The sequence below is a fragment of the Mycolicibacterium sp. TUM20985 genome, from assembly GCF_030295745.1.
In the GTDB taxonomy this organism is placed as follows: domain Bacteria; phylum Actinomycetota; class Actinomycetes; order Mycobacteriales; family Mycobacteriaceae; genus Mycobacterium.
Genome location: NZ_AP027291.1, coordinates 5,215,140 through 5,232,662 on the forward strand (window position 1 = coordinate 5,215,140; position 17,523 = coordinate 5,232,662).

17 protein-coding genes are annotated in these 17,523 nt (G+C 68.8%); 10 read left to right on the forward strand and 7 right to left on the reverse strand.

What is annotated here, in order from left to right; genetic code table 11:
* Positions 1-81 precede the first annotated feature (81 nt).
* Positions 82-2,226, forward strand: a complete 2,145-nt coding sequence (locus QUE68_RS25525) for an AAA family ATPase (RefSeq protein ID WP_286275945.1) — start codon at positions 82-84, stop codon at positions 2,224-2,226.
* Between the two features lie 112 nt (positions 2,227-2,338).
* On the opposite strand, the gene QUE68_RS25530 is transcribed toward QUE68_RS25525, so the two are convergent.
* Positions 2,339-3,391 carry a class I SAM-dependent methyltransferase gene (locus QUE68_RS25530; RefSeq protein ID WP_286274621.1) on the reverse strand — a complete coding sequence of 351 codons (1,053 nt, stop codon included), beginning with the start codon at positions 3,389-3,391 and terminating at the stop codon, positions 2,339-2,341.
* 237 nt (positions 3,392-3,628) lie between these two features.
* On the opposite strand from QUE68_RS25530, the gene QUE68_RS25535 reads away from it, so the two are divergent.
* The 6 genes from QUE68_RS25535 to QUE68_RS25560 all read left to right on the forward strand — a co-directional run bounded on the left by QUE68_RS25535 (position 3,629) and on the right by QUE68_RS25560 (position 9,893).
* On the forward strand, positions 3,629-6,502 hold the full coding sequence (locus tag QUE68_RS25535; RefSeq protein ID WP_286274622.1) for a Na+/H+ antiporter subunit A: 2,874 nt from the start codon (positions 3,629-3,631) through the stop codon (positions 6,500-6,502).
* On the forward strand, positions 6,499-6,969 hold the full coding sequence (locus QUE68_RS25540) for a Na(+)/H(+) antiporter subunit C (protein WP_284229271.1): 471 nt from the start codon (positions 6,499-6,501) through the stop codon (positions 6,967-6,969). Before QUE68_RS25535 ends, QUE68_RS25540 begins: the two co-directional genes overlap by 4 nt.
* The gene (locus QUE68_RS25545) at positions 6,966-8,561 is read left to right on the forward strand and encodes a Na+/H+ antiporter subunit D (RefSeq protein WP_286274623.1); all 1,596 of its coding nucleotides are present in this window, start codon (positions 6,966-6,968) and stop codon (positions 8,559-8,561) included. The genes QUE68_RS25540 and QUE68_RS25545 overlap by 4 nt, the downstream gene beginning before the upstream one ends.
* Entirely contained in the window at positions 8,558-9,115 is a 558-nt protein-coding gene (locus QUE68_RS25550) for a Na+/H+ antiporter subunit E (protein ID WP_284234905.1), read from the forward strand. Before QUE68_RS25545 ends, QUE68_RS25550 begins: the two co-directional genes overlap by 4 nt.
* Positions 9,116-9,216: 101 nt before the next feature.
* A complete protein-coding gene (locus QUE68_RS25555; RefSeq protein ID WP_284234904.1) occupies positions 9,217-9,546 on the forward strand; it encodes a monovalent cation/H+ antiporter complex subunit F in 330 nt (109 codons plus the stop codon).
* On the forward strand, positions 9,543-9,893 hold the full coding sequence (locus tag QUE68_RS25560) for a monovalent cation/H(+) antiporter subunit G (protein ID WP_284234903.1): 351 nt from the start codon (positions 9,543-9,545) through the stop codon (positions 9,891-9,893). Before QUE68_RS25555 ends, QUE68_RS25560 begins: the two co-directional genes overlap by 4 nt.
* Before the next feature lie 7 nt (positions 9,894-9,900).
* Here the strand turns inward: QUE68_RS25560 and QUE68_RS25565 are convergent, their stop codons facing one another.
* Genes QUE68_RS25565 through QUE68_RS25585 form a run of 5 tightly spaced genes read right to left on the reverse strand, consistent with a single transcriptional unit; the run spans position 9,901 to position 13,226 of the window.
* The gene (locus tag QUE68_RS25565) at positions 9,901-10,548 is read right to left on the reverse strand and encodes an LON peptidase substrate-binding domain-containing protein (protein WP_284234902.1); all 648 of its coding nucleotides are present in this window, start codon (positions 10,546-10,548) and stop codon (positions 9,901-9,903) included.
* A 2-nt stretch (positions 10,549-10,550) separates the two neighbouring features.
* On the reverse strand, positions 10,551-11,702 hold the full coding sequence (locus QUE68_RS25570) for a glutamate--cysteine ligase (RefSeq protein WP_284234901.1): 1,152 nt from the start codon (positions 11,700-11,702) through the stop codon (positions 10,551-10,553).
* On the reverse strand, positions 11,683-12,387 hold the full coding sequence (gene sodC, locus QUE68_RS25575) for a superoxide dismutase[Cu-Zn] (protein WP_284234900.1): 705 nt from the start codon (positions 12,385-12,387) through the stop codon (positions 11,683-11,685). The genes QUE68_RS25570 and sodC overlap by 20 nt, the downstream gene beginning before the upstream one ends.
* Positions 12,388-12,397: 10 nt before the next feature.
* The gene (locus QUE68_RS25580; RefSeq protein WP_284234899.1) at positions 12,398-12,865 is read right to left on the reverse strand and encodes a LytR C-terminal domain-containing protein; all 468 of its coding nucleotides are present in this window, start codon (positions 12,863-12,865) and stop codon (positions 12,398-12,400) included.
* 52 nt (positions 12,866-12,917) lie between these two features.
* The gene (locus QUE68_RS25585; RefSeq protein WP_284229286.1) at positions 12,918-13,226 is read right to left on the reverse strand and encodes a DUF3263 domain-containing protein; all 309 of its coding nucleotides are present in this window, start codon (positions 13,224-13,226) and stop codon (positions 12,918-12,920) included.
* 123 nt (positions 13,227-13,349) lie between these two features.
* Here QUE68_RS25585 and QUE68_RS25590 point away from each other — a divergent pair, with 123 nt between their 5' ends.
* The 3 genes from QUE68_RS25590 to QUE68_RS25600 are packed head-to-tail and all read left to right on the forward strand — an operon-like array spanning position 13,350 to position 15,632.
* Positions 13,350-13,943, forward strand: a complete 594-nt coding sequence (locus tag QUE68_RS25590) for a peptide deformylase (RefSeq protein ID WP_284229288.1) — start codon at positions 13,350-13,352, stop codon at positions 13,941-13,943.
* Positions 13,943-14,830: an N-acetylglutamate synthase, CG3035 family gene (locus QUE68_RS25595; protein ID WP_284229291.1), complete on the forward strand. Its 888-nt coding sequence runs from the start codon at positions 13,943-13,945 to the stop codon at positions 14,828-14,830. Before QUE68_RS25590 ends, QUE68_RS25595 begins: the two co-directional genes overlap by 1 nt.
* Before the next feature lie 4 nt (positions 14,831-14,834).
* Positions 14,835-15,632 (forward strand): exodeoxyribonuclease III, encoded by a 798-nt coding sequence (locus QUE68_RS25600; RefSeq protein ID WP_284229292.1) that lies wholly within the window; start codon positions 14,835-14,837, stop codon positions 15,630-15,632.
* Positions 15,633-15,738: 106 nt separating this feature from the next.
* Here QUE68_RS25600 and QUE68_RS25605 read toward each other — a convergent pair whose 3' ends face one another.
* Positions 15,739-17,472 (reverse strand): MFS transporter, encoded by a 1,734-nt coding sequence (locus tag QUE68_RS25605; protein ID WP_284234898.1) that lies wholly within the window; start codon positions 17,470-17,472, stop codon positions 15,739-15,741.
* Positions 17,473-17,523 lie beyond the last annotated feature (51 nt).

Sequence of the window (17,523 nt, forward strand, 5' to 3'; positions counted from 1 at the left end):
GTGACCGAACACGTGACCGAGGCGTCAGCCGATCCTCCGCGCGGCCGCCTCTCCCTCACGGCCCGGCTCAACACCTCGGCCATGGACTCCCGCCGCGGCGTCGTCCGATTGCATCCCGAGGCGCTGGCGGCGCTCGGCATCCGGGAGTGGGACGCGGTGTCGCTGACCGGCTCACGCACCACCTGCGCCGTGGTCGGGCAAGCCAGCGCCGACACCCCGGTGGGCACCGCCCTGCTCGACGACGTCACGCTGTCGAATGCCGGCCTCCGCGAGGACACCATCGTGCTGGTCGCCCCCGTGACGGTGTACGGCGCGCGGTCGGTCACGGTGAGTGGGTCGAAGCTTGCGATGCAATCGATCTCGTCGGCCACGCTTCGACTGGCCCTTCTGGGCAAGGTGATGACCGTCGGTGACGCGGTGTCCCTGCTACCCCGCGACCTCGGTCCCGGCACGTCCACGTCGGCGGCGGCGTCCGCCCTGACCGCCTCGGCCGGCATCACCTGGACCTCGGAACTGCTGACGGTGACCGGGGTGGATCCCGCCGGTCCCGTGAGCGTGCAACCGAATTCCGCCGTCGCCTGGGGTGATGGCACCGCGTTCGCGGCCGAACCCGCTGGCGCCACCCACACCGTCACGGCGCCCCCTTCCACGGGCGGCCAGGAACCCGCCGTCGTGGCGGTGTCGATCGACGACCTCAGGGGCGCCCACACCCAGGCGGGCCGCCTGGCCGAATGGCTCAAGCTCGCCCTGGACGAACCTCAACTCCTCGAAACCCTCGGCGCCAAGCCCAATCTCGGCGTCCTGGTGTCGGGGCCGGCGGGGGTCGGGAAGGCCACGCTGGTGCGGGCGGTGTGCGCCAAGCGTCGTCTCGTCGAACTCGACGGGCCGGACGTCGGGGCCATGCGTGCCGAGGACCGGCTGCAGAGCGTGTCGTCGGCGGTCGCGGCCGTCACCGATGGCGGCGGTGTCCTGCTCGTCACCGACGTCGACGCCCTGCTGCCCTCGATCGCGGAACCCGTCGCAACGCTGATCCTCAGCGAACTGCGGGCCGCGGTGGCCACCCCGGGCGTGGCCCTGATCGCGACGTCCGCGATACCGGACGCGGTGGACCCCAGACTGCGGGCGCCCGATCTGTGCGACCGTGAGCTGGGACTGAGCCTGCCCGACGGTGCGACCAGGCGCGCGCTCCTGGAGGTGCTCCTGCGCGGGGTGCCCGCCAAGGATCTGATGCTCGACGAGATCGGCGAGCGCACACCGGGTTTCGTCGTGGCCGACCTGGCCGCCGTGGTTCGGGAGGCCGCCCTGCGGGCCGCCGCCCGCGCCAGCACGGACGGGCAGTCACCCGCGCTGATCCAGGACGACCTGACCGGCGCCCTGTCGGTGATCCGGCCGTTGTCGCGGTCGGCCACCGAGGAGGTCGCCGTAGGGTCGGTGACCCTCGACGACGTCGGCGACATGGTCGAGACCAAGCAGGCCCTCACCGAAGCGGTGCTCTGGCCATTGCGGCATCCGGACACCTTCGAACGGCTGGGCGTCGAGCCACCCCGCGGCGTGCTGCTGTACGGACCACCGGGGTGTGGCAAGACGTTCGTCGTGCGGGCGCTGGCCAGCAGCGGCAGGCTCTCGGTGCACGCGGTCAAGGGTGCCGAGCTGATGGACAAGTGGGTCGGCGCGTCGGAGAAGGCCGTTCGCGAATTATTCCGTCGCGCAAGGGATTCTGCTCCCTCGCTGGTGTTCCTCGACGAGATCGACGCCTTGGCCCCGCGCCGCGGGCAGAGTTCCGACTCAGGGGTCACCGACCGCGTGGTGGCGGCCCTGCTCACCGAGCTCGACGGCATCAACCCCCTGCGCGACGTCGTCGTCCTCGGAGCCACCAACCGACCCGATCTGATCGACCCCGCGCTGCTGCGTCCCGGCCGGTTGGAGAAGCTCGTGTTCGTCGAACCCCCGAACGCCGACGCGCGGCGCGACATCCTGCGCACCTCCGGTAAGTCCATCCCGCTGAGTGCGGATGTGAACCTCGACGAGCTCGCCGATCAGCTCGACGGTTACAGTGCCGCTGATTGCGTTGCGCTGCTGCGGGAGTCGGCACTGACGGCGATGCGACGCTCGATCGACACGGCCGATGTCACCGCCGCCGACGTGGAGAAGGCCAGGGCTACCGTCCGCCCCTCGCTCGATCCGGCGCAGGTGGATTCACTCCGGGCGTTCGCCGACAAGCGCTGACAGTCAACCCCGTTCGGCGAGCTCGGCCAACCGCGTCAGCGAGGACATCAGCGCGTCCACCCCGGTGGCGCGGGCGCGTGCCGCCATTCAACCGTTTCCCCATCGCGCAGACTCAGGGACGGGCTTCGAGCACGAGGTTGAACGGCGTCTCGGTGGCTCTGCGGAACCGGGTGAAGCCGCCTCCGTCGACGACGACGTCGCGAAGTCGCGCCTCACCCGCCTGCGCGCCGAGGGCGGGCCCGTTGCGGGCGAGCGACACCGGGACGCAGATCTGCGCGGACGCGCCGTACATGACCCGTCCCACCGTGTTCAGGTTGTCCTGCATCTGATCGTTCGCGAAGGGCTCCACGATCATCGCCGTGCCGTCGTCCTTGATCGCTTGGCGCGCGTGCCGCGACACACTGGTCGGATCGCCCATGTCGTGCAGGCAGTCGAAGAACGCGATCAGGTCGAACCCGCTGCCCTCGTAGGCGGTCGCGTCGGCGAGCTCGAACCGTGCGTTGGCCGTACCCGCCGCTGCGGCCTTCTCGCCGGCCACCCGAATCGAGTCCGCGTGGTAGTCGTACCCGATGAACTCCGATTCCGGGTAGGTCTTCGCCATCAGGATGGTGCTCGCGCCGTGACCGCAGCCCACGTCGGCCACCTTCGCGCCCTTCGTCAGCTTCTCGACGACGCCGTCCAGCGCTGGTAGCCACGATCCGATGAGACTGGCGTTGTAGCCGGCGCGGAAGAACCGCTCGGTGCCCTCGAACAGGCACGGATGGTGCTCGCCCCACTCCATGCCGTTGCCGGACTTGAAGTTCTCGAGCGTGTGCCCGAGTGCGTGAAACGTCGCTTCGACGATGTTGTACGCGCCGGGCATGTCGACCGGGCCGTTCGTGTCGGTCAGGCACAACGCCTGCTCGGGGCTCATCGACCATTTTCCCGACGAGGCATCGAACTCCACGTATCCGCCTGCGCCCTGGTTGCCGAGCCATTCTCGGATGTAGCGCTCATCGGTGTCGGTGCGCTCCGCCAGTTCGGCCGGGGTCAGCGCGCCCCGTGCCAGTTCGCGGTACAACCCCAGTCGATCGCCGACGAGGATCAGGGTCGCGCTGATGGCCGCCCCGAGATCACCCACCGCCTTGCCGATGAACTCGTTCAGCTTGTCTTCGTCGACGGTCATGATGTTGCCTCATCCCCACTGCGGTGCCCCCACTGTCCTAAGCATGATCACCAAGTCGGGCGAACGTTGGACAATTACCCGATCGGCGTAGGACGGCCGTCAGCCCGCCTTGCATACGACGCCGAGGGGAGCGAGAGCAACGCCCACGTAAACTGATGCGCGATACAGCCCGCTCGGCCTGATGTCCTTCGAGCAAGCGCTCATCGCAGGCTGACACCCCGAGTTGACCGGAGTGCCATGCTCGCCATCCTGTACGCCCACGCGGCGGCCGCCCTCGTGGCGCCCGTCCTCGTGCGGCGGTTCGGACGGCAAGCCTTCTACGCGCTCGCACTGGTGCCGCTCGGGTCGCTGCCGTGGGTCGCGCTGAACTGGCCGGGGCGCAGCGAGCAGACTGTCCACGTCGACTGGGTGCCCGAGCTGTCGATGGACATCACGTTCCGCTTCGACGCGCTGGCCGCGATCATGAGCGTGCTGGTGCTCGCCATCGGCGCGCTGGTCCTCTTCTACTGCGCCGAGTACTTCCACCACCACGACGGTCACACCGAGCGCAGGCTCCCCAGCTTCGCCGCCGAACTCGTCGCGTTCTCCGGCGCCATGTTCGGGCTGGTCATCAGCGACAACATGCTGGTGCTCTACCTGTTCTGGGAGCTGACGACGGTGCTGTCGTTCCTGCTGGTGGGCCACTACGCCGAACGCGCGACCAGCCGGCGCGCGGCCACCCAGGCGCTGCTGGTCACCACCGCGGGCGGCCTGGCGATGCTGGTTGGCATCGTCATCCTGGGCGAGGTGTCCGGCACGTACCGGCTGTCCGAGCTGGTCGCGTCACCTCCCGGTGGCACCGCCGCCGCTGTCGCGCTGATCCTCGTGCTCGTGGGGGCGCTGTCCAAGTCGGCGATCGTGCCCATGCACTTCTGGCTGCCCGGCGCGATGGCCGCCCCGACACCCGTCAGCGCGTACCTGCACGCCGCGGCAATGGTGAAGGCCGGGGTGTACCTGGTGGCCCGCCTGACCCCGGGCTTCGCCGACTCGCCGGGGTGGCGGCCGATCATCGTCACGCTGGGCCTGCTCACGATGCTCCTGGCCGGGTGGCGCGCGGTGCGGGAGTACGACCTGAAACTAATCCTGGCGTTCGGCACCGTCAGCCAGCTCGGGCTCATCACGTTGATGGTCGGCACGGGCGGCGGCAACCTCATGCTCGCCGGCCTGGCGATGCTGTGCGCGCATGCCATGTTCAAGGCGGCCCTGTTCATGGTCGTCGGCGTCATCGACCACGCCACCGGGACCCGCGACATCCGACGTCTCGCCTGGCTCGGCGACCGCCATCGTCCGCTGCTGATCGTCGCCGTCGGCGCGACCGCCAGCATGGCGGCGCTACCCCCGTTCCTCGGCTTCGTCGCGAAGGAGGCCGACCTCACCACGCTGGCGGAGAGCGCATCGCTGGGCGCGGCGGCGCCCTATGTCCTGGGCGGGGTGGCGGTCGGCTCGGTGTTCACCACGATCTACAGCCTGCGCTTCGTCTACGGCGCCTTCGCCCGCAAGGGCAGGCCAGAACCCAGTATCCGGGTCACCGAGATGCACAGGCCCCCAACACTATTCCTGGTGGCTCCGGCGATCCTGGCGGCGGCCGGGCTGGTGTTCGGCATGTGGCCCGCCGGGCTGGACCACGCCCTCGACGAGTACGCCGACACCGTGCCCGGCGGGGCCGACTATCACCTCGCGCTGTGGCACGGCGTCAACCTCCCGCTGCTGCTGTCGGTCCTGGTGCTCACCGTGGGTACCGTCGCCTTCGTCGCCCGCACCCGGCTGCGTCGCGCCCGGGTCGGCTATCTGCCGCTGGGCAATGCCGACCGGATCTACGACGCGGTGGTCCGAGGCACCGACGTGTTCGCGGTCCGGCTCACCGGGCTGACCCAGCGCGGGTCGATCCCCGCCACCCAGGCCGTGATCCTCTCGACGCTGGTGCTGCTGCCCACCGCGATGTTGGTCCTCGGGGCCCGGGATCGTCCGGAGCTCGCGCTGTGGGATTCACCGCTGCAGGCGGTGGTCGGCCTCATCATCGTGGCCGCGGCGCTGAGTGCGACGGTGTTTCGCAACCGGCTCGCCGCCGTGCTGCTCGTCGGCGTCACGGGGTACGGCTGCGGGGCGTTCTTCGTCTTCCATGGCGCACCCGATCTCGCCCTCACCCAGTTCCTGGTGGAGACCCTGACGTTGGTGATCTTCGTCCTGGTGCTGCGTACCTTGCCCGCGGAGGCGGATCAGACCAACATCAACCGTCATCGATTGCCCCGTATCGCCCTGTCCGCGGCGGTCGGCACCAGCGTCACCGCGCTCGCGGTGTTCGCGATGGCCGCCAGGACCACCACCCCGATCGCCGAGCTGTTGCCCGACGCCGCGTACTACCGCGGCCAGGGCGCCAACACGGTCAACGTACTGCTGGTCGACATCCGCGCGTGGGACACCATGGGGGAGATCTCCGTGCTCCTGGTGGCAGCCACCGGGGTGGCGTCGATGGTGTTCCGCAACAGGCGATTCGGTGCGGCACCTCGCGTCGCAGACGCCGGCCAACCCGATATCGGTCGCATCCCCGTGCTCCCGACCAGCCCGGCCGTCGGCGACGTCACGTGGCTGCGCGGCAGTGAACTCCGCGATCCGCGGTACCGGTCGCTGGTCCTCGAGGTGGCGACGCGAATCATCTTCCCGCTCATCATGGTGCTGTCCTTCTACTTCTTCTTCGCCGGCCACAACACGCCCGGCGGCGGCTTCGCCGGCGGGCTGACCGCCGGACTCGCCCTGGTCCTGCGCTATCTGGCCGGTGGCCGCTTCGAGCTGGGCGAGGCACTTCCCGTCGATGCGGGCAAGCTGCTGGGCGCAGGCCTGGTGCTGTCGGCGGGCACCGCCGTCACGTCGCTGGTGCTGGGCGCACCGGTGCTGTCCTCGGCGGTGTTCGAGTTCGACGTTCCCGTGCTGGGTCACATCAAGTTGGTCACCGCACTGTTCTTCGACCTGGGCGTCTACCTCATCGTCGTCGGCCTGGTGCTCGACGTGCTGCGTAGCCTCGGTGCCCGCGTCGACGTCGAGATGGCCCAGCAGACTCAGGCGGCCCGACGATGACCGCCTACGTCGTGCCGCTCGTCCTGGTCGGCGTCCTGATCAGCACCGGGGTGTACCTGCTGCTGGAACGCAATCTCACCCGAATGTTGTTGGGGCTGTTGCTGGTCGGCAACGGCGTCAACGTCTTGATCCTGACCGTCGGTGGGCCTGCAGGCAATCCGCCCATCCGCGGTCGAACCTCCGACGGTCAGACCGCCACTGCCGATCCGTTGGCGCAGGGCATGGTCCTCACCGCCATCGTCATCACGATGGGCATCGCGGCCTTCGTGCTGGCGCTGACCTACCGCTCGTACCGGTTGTCCAGGGCGGAGGACATCGCCAACGATCCGGAGGACACCCGCGTCTCGGAGCTGTCGGACAGGTCGGCGGTCGCCATCGACGAGGACCTCATGACGCACGACGCCCACCGCGACACCGACGAGCCCGACGAACTGGACGCGCTGCCGGGACACGAGGGCTCGCGGTGAACACTTCAGCCGTCTTGACCCCGCTTCCCGTATTGATCCCCACCTTGGCCGCCGCGGCGACGTTGTTCGCCGGGCGTAGGCCGCGGCTGCAGCGTGCGATCGCCGTGCTCGCCCTCACGGCGGTGGTCGCGGTCTGCGCGGCGCTGGTGTACCTGGCCGACCGGGAAGGCACGATCGCCGTGCAGGTCGGCGGGTGGGGCCAATCGGTGCCGGGGATGGGCCCGCTGGGCATCACCCTGGTGGTCGACCGGCTCTCGTCGCTGATGCTGCTGGTATCGGCGATCGTGCTCCTGGCCGTGGCGTTCTACGCCATCGGGCAGGGCATCCGCGACGGTGACGAACGCCAGCCGGTGTCGATCTTCCTGCCGACCTACCTGGTGCTGTGCGCGGGTGTCTGCACCGCGTTCCTGGCCGGCGATCTCTTCAACCTCTTCGTCGGTTTCGAGGTGCTGCTGTCGGCCAGCTTCGTGCTGCTCACCATCGGCGCCAGCACCGACCGGGTCCGGGCCGGCATCGCCTACGTGATGGTGTCGATGGTGTCGTCGCTGATCTTCCTGATCGGCCTGGCCATGATCTATGCGGCGACGGGCACGTTGAACTTGGCCGAGCTCTCGGTGCGGCTCGACGACGTCCCGTCGGGCACCCGTGGCGCCATGTTCGCGATGCTGATGGTCGCGTTCGGCATCAAGGCGGCGGTGTTCCCGCTGTCCACCTGGCTGCCCGACTCCTACCCCACCGCGCCCGCGCCCGTTACCGCCGTCTTCGCCGGCCTGTTGACCAAGGTCGGCGTCTACGCGATCATTCGGGCGCACTCGCTCCTGTTCCCCGGCGGCGCGCTGGACAACGTGCTGTTGGTGGCGGCGCTGGTGACGATGCTCGTCGGCGTCTTCGGCGCGATCGCGCAGAGCGACATCAAGCGGCTGCTGTCCTTCACCTTGGTCAGCCACATCGGCTTCATGGTGTTCGGCATCGCCCTGGGCAGCGAGCTCGGCATGTCGGGCGCGATCTTCTACGTCGCCCACCACATCGTCGTGCAGACGACGCTGTTCCTCGTCGTCGGTCTGATCGAGCGGCAGGCGGGCGCGTCGACACTGCAGCGCCTCGGCGGGCTGGCCGCCGCCAGCCCACTGCTGGCCCTGGTGTTCATCGTGCCCGCGCTCAACCTCGGTGGCATACCGCCGTTCTCGGGATTCATCGGCAAGGTCGCACTGTTGGAGGCGGGCGCGCAGGACGCCTCGGTGCTGGCGTGGATGCTGGTGGGGGGCAGCGTCGTGACGAGCCTGCTGACGCTGTACGTGATGGCCAGGGTGTGGACGAAGGCGTTCTGGCGCGCCAGGGCCGACGCCCCCGAGGGAGCGCTGGCCGACCGCGTCCCCTCGGCGCTGGTCGATGACTCGGGCGACGACGGTGATTACGCCGACCGCGGCGACGTCGGCCAGATGCCGGTGGGCATGTTGATCCCCACCGGTGCACTCATCGCGGTGGGCCTGGCGCTCACCGTCTTCGCCGGACCGATCTTCGCGTTCAGCGAGCGGGCGGCCGCCGAGGTCCTCGACCGGGGGCAGTACATCTCGGCGGTGCTGGCGCCATGACGAGGCCATCGCTGATGCGGATCTGGGTGCTGTGCTGGCTGACGTTGGTGTGGATGCTGTTGTGGGGCAACGTCTCCGCGGCGAACGTCGTCAGCGGCCTGGCCGTTGCCCTGGTGATCACGGTGTTGCTCCCGCTGCCAGCGGTACCGATCGAGGGCAGGCTGCATCCGCTCTCGCTGGCGCGGTTGATCTTGCTCGTCGCCTACTACCTGGTGCAGTCCTCGTTCCAAATCGCCTGGCTCGCGATCAAGCCCGGCCCGCCACCGGAGAACGCCGTGTTGCGCGTCCAGTTGGCCATCAAGTCCGACCTGGTGCTGGCATTGACGGCCAGCGTCCTCACCCTCATCCCGGGAGGGATCGTGCTGGAGATCGACCAGACCCGTCGGATGATCTACGTCCACGTCATCGACGCGGGCACCGAGCAATCGGTGCAGCGGTTCTACCGGCAGGTGGCCGAAGTGGAGCGCCTCATGGTCGCGTCGTTCGAGCGGGACGCCGACTGGCGTCCATCGCCCGACCAGACGGCCGAAGAAGCGAAGCGGGATCGCGCATGAACGACAAGCGAGAAGCGAAGCGGGATCGCGCATGAACGACAAGCGAGAAGCGAAGCGGGATCGCGCATGAACGACAAGCGAGAAGCGGAGCGGGATCGCGCATGAACACCGTCTGGATCGTTGCGGCGGTAATGCTGACCGCCGCCGCGAGCATCACCGTGTTTCGGATGCTGGCGGGCCCCGGGACTCTGGACCGGCTGGTCGCGCTCGACACCTTCGTTGCGGTGATGATGTGCGCCATCGGCACGTGGGCCGCGTTCAGCCTGGACACGACGGTGACCTACAGCCTTACGGCGCTTGCCCTGATCAGCTTCGTCGGCTCGGTCAGCGTCGCGCGCTTCCGCGTCCGCGACGACGACCGCAGCCGGGTGCGCGATGACGACGGCTTCCGGGTGCGGGACACCGATCAGGCCGACGGGGGATCGCGATGACCGCGGGCGGCGTCCTCGACGTCCTGGCCGCGGTCCTGGTGTTGGCCGGTTCGGCGCTGGCGTTGACGGCCGCCCTCGGCGTGTTGCGGTTCCCGGACAGCCTGTCGCGCATGCACGCCGCCTCCAAGCCACAGGTGCTCGGGCTGCTGCTGGTGCTCGCGGGTGCGGCGATCCGCTTGCGCGGACATCCGGACGTCGGAATGTTGATCCTGGCCGGGCTCTTCGCCGTCATCACGGCACCGGTGGTGGCCAACCGGGTGGGCCAGCTCGCCTACCGCGAACGCAGTTTCCGCGAAGACCTTCTGATCAACGACGAGATGCCAGACCAGAGCGACGACCGGGAGTAAGCGGCCGCTAGTCCGCGGGACCTTCGTCGGTGAGCTGGAATTCGACCATCGCGGCTACGGTCTCCACGGCGTCGCGCAGTACGTCGAGCCGCTTGGCCGCCGACGGCGCCTCGAGCACCGAGTATCGGTCGGCCTGCCCCATGGGCACCCGGGACGCCAACGCGTACAACCGCTTTCCCGCGTCGTCACCGGGCTCCGGCTCCCCGAGCAGTTCCTGCCGGGGCGGCAACATCGCCTCTCGGGCCGACGCGATGCGTTCGAACAGCTCCATCAGCCGGTCCTCGACGACCCCGATGTCGTCACCGGTCACGTTCGGCCCCGGCTCGTCCGGCCACGGTTCTACCTCCGCCTGAGGGTAAGGATCGTCGTCGAGCCACGACGTCACCCGAATGCGCTCCCGCATCTCGCAGTCGAGCACGAAACGGCCCTCACCTAGATCCTGGAAGTCGACGATGTGCGCCATCGAGCCCACATCACATCGCACGTCGTCACCTCCGACCTCGCGGCCGGCGGCGATCAGTACGACGCCGAACTCCCTTGCGTCGTCCAGGCATTGGCGTACCAACGCGGAGTAACGCGGCTCGAAGATGCGCAGCGGAAGGTCCTCGCCGGGCAGCCGCACGGACTCCAGCGGGAACATCGGCCTGATGGTCATGGCTAGAGCACCAGCTCGGCGATCAACATGTCGACGACGGCCCGCAGATCCCCGTCGGTGGCCTCGGCGACGCGGCGCTGACGCTGATACGACGCACCGACGCGGTAGATCTCCGACACCTGCGAGAGCTCATCGGCACAGCCCAACGACTTCGCGACGGGTTCCAGTCGGTTCAGCAGATCGTCGAGGTCCTCGGTGACGAGCCGTTCGTTGCTGTCCTCGTCGAGGATGATCACCGCGTCCAGGCCGTAGCGCGCGGCGCGCCACTTGTTCTCCTGCACGTGCCACGGCGGCATCGTCGGCAGGTGTTCACCCGCGTCGAGGCGACGGTCCAGATCGACGATGAGGCAGTGCGTCAGGGCCACCAGGGCGCCGAGTTCGGCGATGTTGGAGATACCGTCCAAGATGCGCACCTCGATGGTCCCGAGATGCGGCGAAGGCCTTATATCCCAACGGATCTCGTTCATGTGATCGATGATCCCGGTCTTCTTCTGATCGTGCACGAACTGCTCGAACTGCGACCACTCCTGGAAGTGGAAGGGCAGACCTGCCGTCGGCAGCTGCTGGAACATCATCGCGCGGTTGCTGGCGTACCCGGTGTCGCCGCCGTCCCAGTAGGGCGACGACGCCGACAGTGCCAACAGGTGTGGGTAGTGGTTGAGCAGCGAGGTGATGATCGGCATGACCTTGTGCGCCGAGGACACCCCGACGTGCACGTGCACACCCCAGATCAGCATCTGCCTGCCCCACCACTGGGTGCGCTTGATCAACTCGGCGTAGCGCGGCGCGTCGGTCAACTGCTCGGCCGACCACTTGGCGAACGGGTGGGTGCCCGCACAGAACAATTCCATTCCGCGGTCGCGCACGATCTTGCGCGCCGGCGCCAGGGTCGACCGCAGGTCGTCCATCGCCTCGCTCGCGTTGTCGCAGATGCCCGTCACGATCTCGACGGTGTTGCGCAGCAATTCCTTGTGCACGTGCGGACTCTCGCCGATCTCGGCGATCACCGCGGCGGCCTCGTTGCTCAGCTCCCGGGTCTCGGTGTCGACGAGGGCGAACTCCCACTCGACGCCGATCGTCGGGCGCACCGATCCGGCGAAGTCGATCCGCTGTGGCCGGGACCCGACCGTCGCCTCACTCGGGAGAGATGACACCGCACGCCACCCGCTTACCGGCGTCGCCGGTGGCCATCGTCATCTCGTCGGGACCTGGCGTGCCGTTGACCTGCTGGTAGCGCTCCGGCGGGATGTTGGTGAAGTTGTCGGCCTTCTCGTGGATGATGATGGCCGTCTTGGTGCCCGCCTCCAGATCCGCAGCGGTGAAGGCGTCGGTGGTGGTCACCACCTCCGCCGAGCCATCGCTGCGCACCTGCAACGACGCCAGGTCGCCACTGGCCGGGTGTCCGGTCTTGCCGCCGGCCTGGAAGTGCCCGCCCGCGGAGTTGAAGTCCCCGGGGGCACCACCGGTCGGGGCAACGGAGCTGGGCTCGCACTTGCCCACCGAGTGGATGTGCATCCCGTGGAAGCCCGGCGTCAGCTGTCCGGCCGCAGTGGTCTTGACGGTGACGGTGGCGAAGTTGCCCGAGAACACGATCTCGGCGGTCGCCACCGACGTGCCGTCGGCGGTCTGCAGGTCTGCGACCAGCGTCTCACCGGTCGCGGCGGCGGGTTCGGCGGCCTCGCCCTCCTGTCCGGCGGCGGACGGCGCCGGCGAGCCGGTCCACACCGGAGGGGTGGTGCCGGGTTGCGTGGCGACCGGCTCATTCGGGGAACAGGCGGCCGCGATCGGGATGATGAGTGCCGCAGCGGCGAGGAGGCGAATCGGGGCAGAGATCGGCATGTCGGAGAGCCTAACCGGTGACCGCCACGATGACGCCGGGCGGCTGCTCGGCGACTGCGGGAGTCCTGGGTTCCACGGGCGCTTGCAGGAGCGCGCCGATCTCGTCGGCCGCCTCCCGCTCGCCCGGTGCCTCGCCGAAGTAGACGGTGGTCGCAGTGACGCCCTCGAGGGTGAGGTTCCCGGTCTCGGTGACGTTCCACTCCGCATCCCGCAGCTGGGTGGCGGTCTGATCGGCGAGGCCAGCGACTTCGGACACGTTGAACACCCGCACGTCCGGCCTAGCCGCCGCCGGTTCGGAGGTGACCGGCGCCGACGTTGCGGCCGTCGTGCTGGCGGTGGTGCTGGCCGATGCGCCGGCGTCGTCGTCGTCACCGGAGCCGATTGCCTGGAAGCCGACCAACAGAAAGACCACGCCCAGGAACAACAGCACCATGACCATGGCCCGCAGCGGCAACCCGGAGGAGTCTCGTTGATTCATCGCACTCACTGTATCGAGCCGCGGTCCGTCGGCGAAAAGGCTCAGGTACCGATCACGTCACGTCGAAGCCGAAGCGGCGGGCCGCCCGCGCCTTCTGCCTGCTGGCCCGCAGCCTTCGCAGACGCTTGACCAGCATGGGATCGGCTGCGAGCGCTTCCGGGCGGTCGACCAAGGCGTTGAGCACCTGGTAATACCGCGTCGCGGACATCGAGAACAGTTCCTTGATCGCATCTTCCTTGGAACCCGCGTACTTCCACCACTGCCGCTCGAAGGCCAGGATGTCGTGTTCGCGGCGGGTGAGACCGTCCGCGAGAGCCGCGTCGTCCCCGGACTTTTCGGTCCGCGCAATGGCGCCGTCCATTTGCTCTCTGGACCCTTCCCCGCACTCGTGACATTCCGGTGGTGTCGGGCAACATTGAACCACGGCGGACGGAGTTGAGCCGTGAGCCTTGCCCGCGAGTCGGCTGACTTAAGCTTGCCGATCATGGCCGTCGTACCCATCCGCATCGTGGGAGATCCCGTCCTGCACACCGCGACCAGTCCGATCCCCGTCGGCGACGACGGTTCCCTGCCCGAGGACCTCGCCGATCTCATCGCGGATCTGTTCGAGACGATGGACGTCGCGAACGGTGTCGGGTTGGCCGCCAACCAGATCGGGATATCCAAGCGCGTGTTCGTCTACGACTGCGCCGACGAGCGCGGCCGCGCCACCCGCAGGCGCGGAGTCATCGTCAACCCGGTGCTGGAGACCTCCGAGGTGCCCGAGACGATGCCCGACCCCGACAACGACGACGAGGGCTGCCTGTCGGTTCCCGGGGAGTCGTTCCCGACCGGGCGTGCGAGCTGGGCGCGCGTCACGGGGCTCGACGCCGACGGCACGCCCATCACGTTGGAGGGCTCGGGGCTGTTTGCTCGCATGCTGCAGCACGAGACGGGCCACCTCGACGGTTTCCTATACGTCGACAAGTTGATTGGCAGGCACGCCCGCGCGGCCAAGCGGACCGTCAAGGCCAACGGATGGGGTGTGCCGGGGCTCAGCTGGACTCCCGGTGAGGACCCCGACCCGTTCGGGCACTGATGCCCGCGCTGCCGCCGGTCGGTACCAGGGTCAGCCTGCGGTATCGGCTGCCCGTGGGTTCGGTGCCCCCGCTGACCGACGTGGTGGGGCACCTCGTCGAGGACGGCGCCACCCTGCGGGTGCGGGACAAGGCCGGTGACGTCGTCACCATCTCCGCGGCCGACGTCATCTCGGTCCGGCCACTGTCTGCCGCGCCCGTCCGCAACCGTGACATCCGCAACCTCGAGCACGCCGCGGCACTGGGCTGGCCGGGGGTCGAGCGCGAGTGGATCGGCGGCTGGCTGCTGCGCTTCGGCCACGGCAGCACGCGACGGGCGAACTCCGCAGTGCCGCTGCTACCCACGCCCGGTGAACACGCCGGGGACATCGCCGACTGGTACGCCGCCCGAGGCGCGACGCCGTTGCTCGCCGTGCCCGACCGGCTCTACCGCCTGCCTCCCGACCAGCCAACCGACGGCGAAAACGTGGTAATGGCAACACGACTCACGGCCGGCGTCGTGCCATCGGAGGTGACGTTCGCCCCGCAGCCGGACGACGAGTGGCTGGACGTGCATCCACGTCGAGTGCCCGTCGACGTGCTGACCGCGGTCGTCGACGGCGAGGTGGTCTTCGCGCGGGTCGCCGGCACCGCGGTCGGCCGGGCCGCGGTCACGGTGGCTCCTGACGGGACGCGCTGGGCGGGGCTGTCGGCCGTGCACGTCGCGGAGGAGGCCCGCCGCCGCGGTCTGGCGCGCCTGGTGTGCGAGGCGCTGCTGGCGTGGGGGATCGATCGCGGCGCGACCCGGGCCTACGTGCAGGTGTTGGCCGACAACACGGCCGCCATCCGGCTGTACGAGTCGATGGGCTTCACCGAGCACCACCGCTCGCGCTACGTGTCGCTAGGGTAGCCGCGTGCGACTGGCCACCTGGAACGTCAACTCGATCCGCTCCCGCATCGATCGCGTGACCAGCTGGCTGGAACGCGGGGACGTCGACGTGCTGGCGATGCAGGAGACCAAGTGCACCGACGCGCAGTTCCCGACCATGCCGTTCGCGGCGCTCGGCTACGAGGTCGCGCACGTCGGGCACAACCAGTGGAACGGCGTGGCGATCGCGTCCCGCGTCGGCCTCGACGACGTCCAGCTGGGCTTCGAGGGTCAGCCCGTGTGGAACGAGGCGGATGAGGCCAGGGCGATCGGCGCGACCTGCGGCGGGGTGCGGGTGTGGAGCCTGTACGTCCCCAACGGTCGCACGGTCGAGGATCCGCACTACGCGTACAAGCTGGAATGGCTTGCCGCCCTTCGCAACACCGCGGCCGCATGGCTGACCGGGGAACCCGAATCGCCGATCGCACTCGTCGGGGACTGGAACATCGCCCCCACCGACGACGACGTCTGGGACGTCGAGGCCTTCAAGGGCAGCACCCACGTCACCGAACCCGAGCGGGCGGCGTTCCACGCGATGGTCGACGCGGGATTCGCCGACGTGGTGCGGCCGTTCACCCCCGGGCCGGGCGTCTTCACGTACTGGGACTACACCCAGCTCAGATTCCCCAAGCGCCAGGGCATGCGCATCGACTTCATCCTCGGCTCACCCGCCCTGGCGTCCCGTGTCGCGCACGCCGAGATCGTGCGCGAGGAACGCAAGCCCGGCAAGAAGGGCACCCCGGCGCCGAGCGATCACGCGCCGGTGATGATCGACCTCGTCTGACCTACACCCGACCCGCCCCTCCCCCTCCGGGCGAGCGTGCGTGAACTCCGATTTCGGATCGGCGTGTCGCCCGCAGACACGCACGGTCGCGGAGGGGGGCGGGTGGCTAGTCGTCGGTGCCGTAGCGGCCCGGGTTGAACAGCGAGGCGGCCGCGCCGAGCAGCATCATCACCGCGGCGGCGATGAACACCACCGTCAGGCCGGAGTGGAACGGCTCGGTGATCAACTGCGGGAAGAACGTCTTGCCCGTCAGCACGTCGGCGTTGACCCCCGGTTGTGTCAGGGCACCCGACGGTTCGAGGAGCTCACCCATCGGGTTGTAGCCCAGGAAGGCCGCGAACAGGCTGCCGACCGGCGGCAGGTTCGACACGTCGTTGGCGACGGAGGCCGAAACACCCTGCGCCTGAAGGCCACTGCTCATCGCCGATGGCAACGTGTTTGCCAGCCCGACGATCATCAGCGAGAAGAAGACGCCGATGGACAGCGACGAGCCCGCGTTGAAGAACGTCGCCCGCACACCGGAGGCCGCGCCACGCTGAGCGGCGGGCACGCTGGACATGATCGACGCGGTGTTGGGTGCGGTGAAGATGCCACCGCCGAGGCCGTTGAGGAACACCAGCACGGCGAACAGCCAGTAGTCGAAGTTCACCGGGATCAGCACCAGCGCAACGAAGGTGACCGCCATCAGCAGCATGCCGCCAACGGTGAAGGGGCGCGACCCGAAGCGGTCGGACAGTGAACCCGCAATGGGTCCGGCGACCAGGAAGCCCACGGTGATGGGCAGCAGATAGATGCCGGCCCACAGCGGGGTGGATTCGAAGCTGTACCCGTGCAGGGGAAGCCAGATGCCCTGCAGCCAGATGATCAGCATGAATTGCAGACCGCCGCGGCCCATCGACGACATCAGCCCGGCGAGGTTGCCCATGCCGAAGGACGCCGACTTGAACAGCCGGATGTCGACCATCGGTGAGTCGACGTGCAGTTCGATGAAGCAGAACGCCACCAGCAGCAGCAGGCCGACGCCGATCGCCCCGAGCACGTACGGACTGGTCCATCCGGTCGACGAGTCACCGTAGGGCTGGATGCCGTAGGTGATGCCGGCGAGCAGCACCGTCAGCCCGAGGCCGAAGGTGAGGGTGCCCGGCCAGTCCAGCCGGCCCGGCGTGCGGGCGCCGAGTTCACGCAGGGACCGAACGCTCCAGATCGTGCCGAGGATGCCGATCGGCACGCCGACCCAGAAGATGGCCTGCCAGTGCCATTCGGACAGGAAGCCACCGATCAGCAGGCCCAGGAAGGAGCCGGCGACCGCGGCAACCATGTTCACGCCCAGCGCCATGCCGCGCTGGTTGGCGGGGAACGCATCGGTGAGGATCGCCGAGGACGACGCCATCAGCATGGCGCCGCCGACGCCCTGGATCACCCGCCAGCCGATCAGCCACAGGGCGCCGCCACCGAGGTGGAAGGGGTCGAACGACAGCGCGACCGCCGCGACGGTGAAGACGACGAAGCCCCAGTTGTAGATCTTGACCCGGCCGAACATGTCGCCCAGTCGCCCGAAGGGCACCACCAGCACCGCGGTGACCACCAGGTATCCCATCAGCATCCACAGGAGATAGCTGACGTTTCCGGGCGCGAGCGGGTTGAGCCCGATCCCGCGGAAGATCGCCGGCAGCGAGATCAGCACGATCGACGCGTTGATGGTGGCCAGCAGCGTGCCCAGGGTGGTGTTGGACAGGACGACCCACTTGTAGTGCGGATGGTCGTGGTCCATGCGCCTGCGCCGCGTGGCGGTCTCGGCGAGCGCGGCGTCGGCGCCCCCCGCGAGTCCAGGCTTCGTCATGTCAGTCTCAGTCGTCATCAGCTTCACTTCACGTATCGACATCGGTTCCAT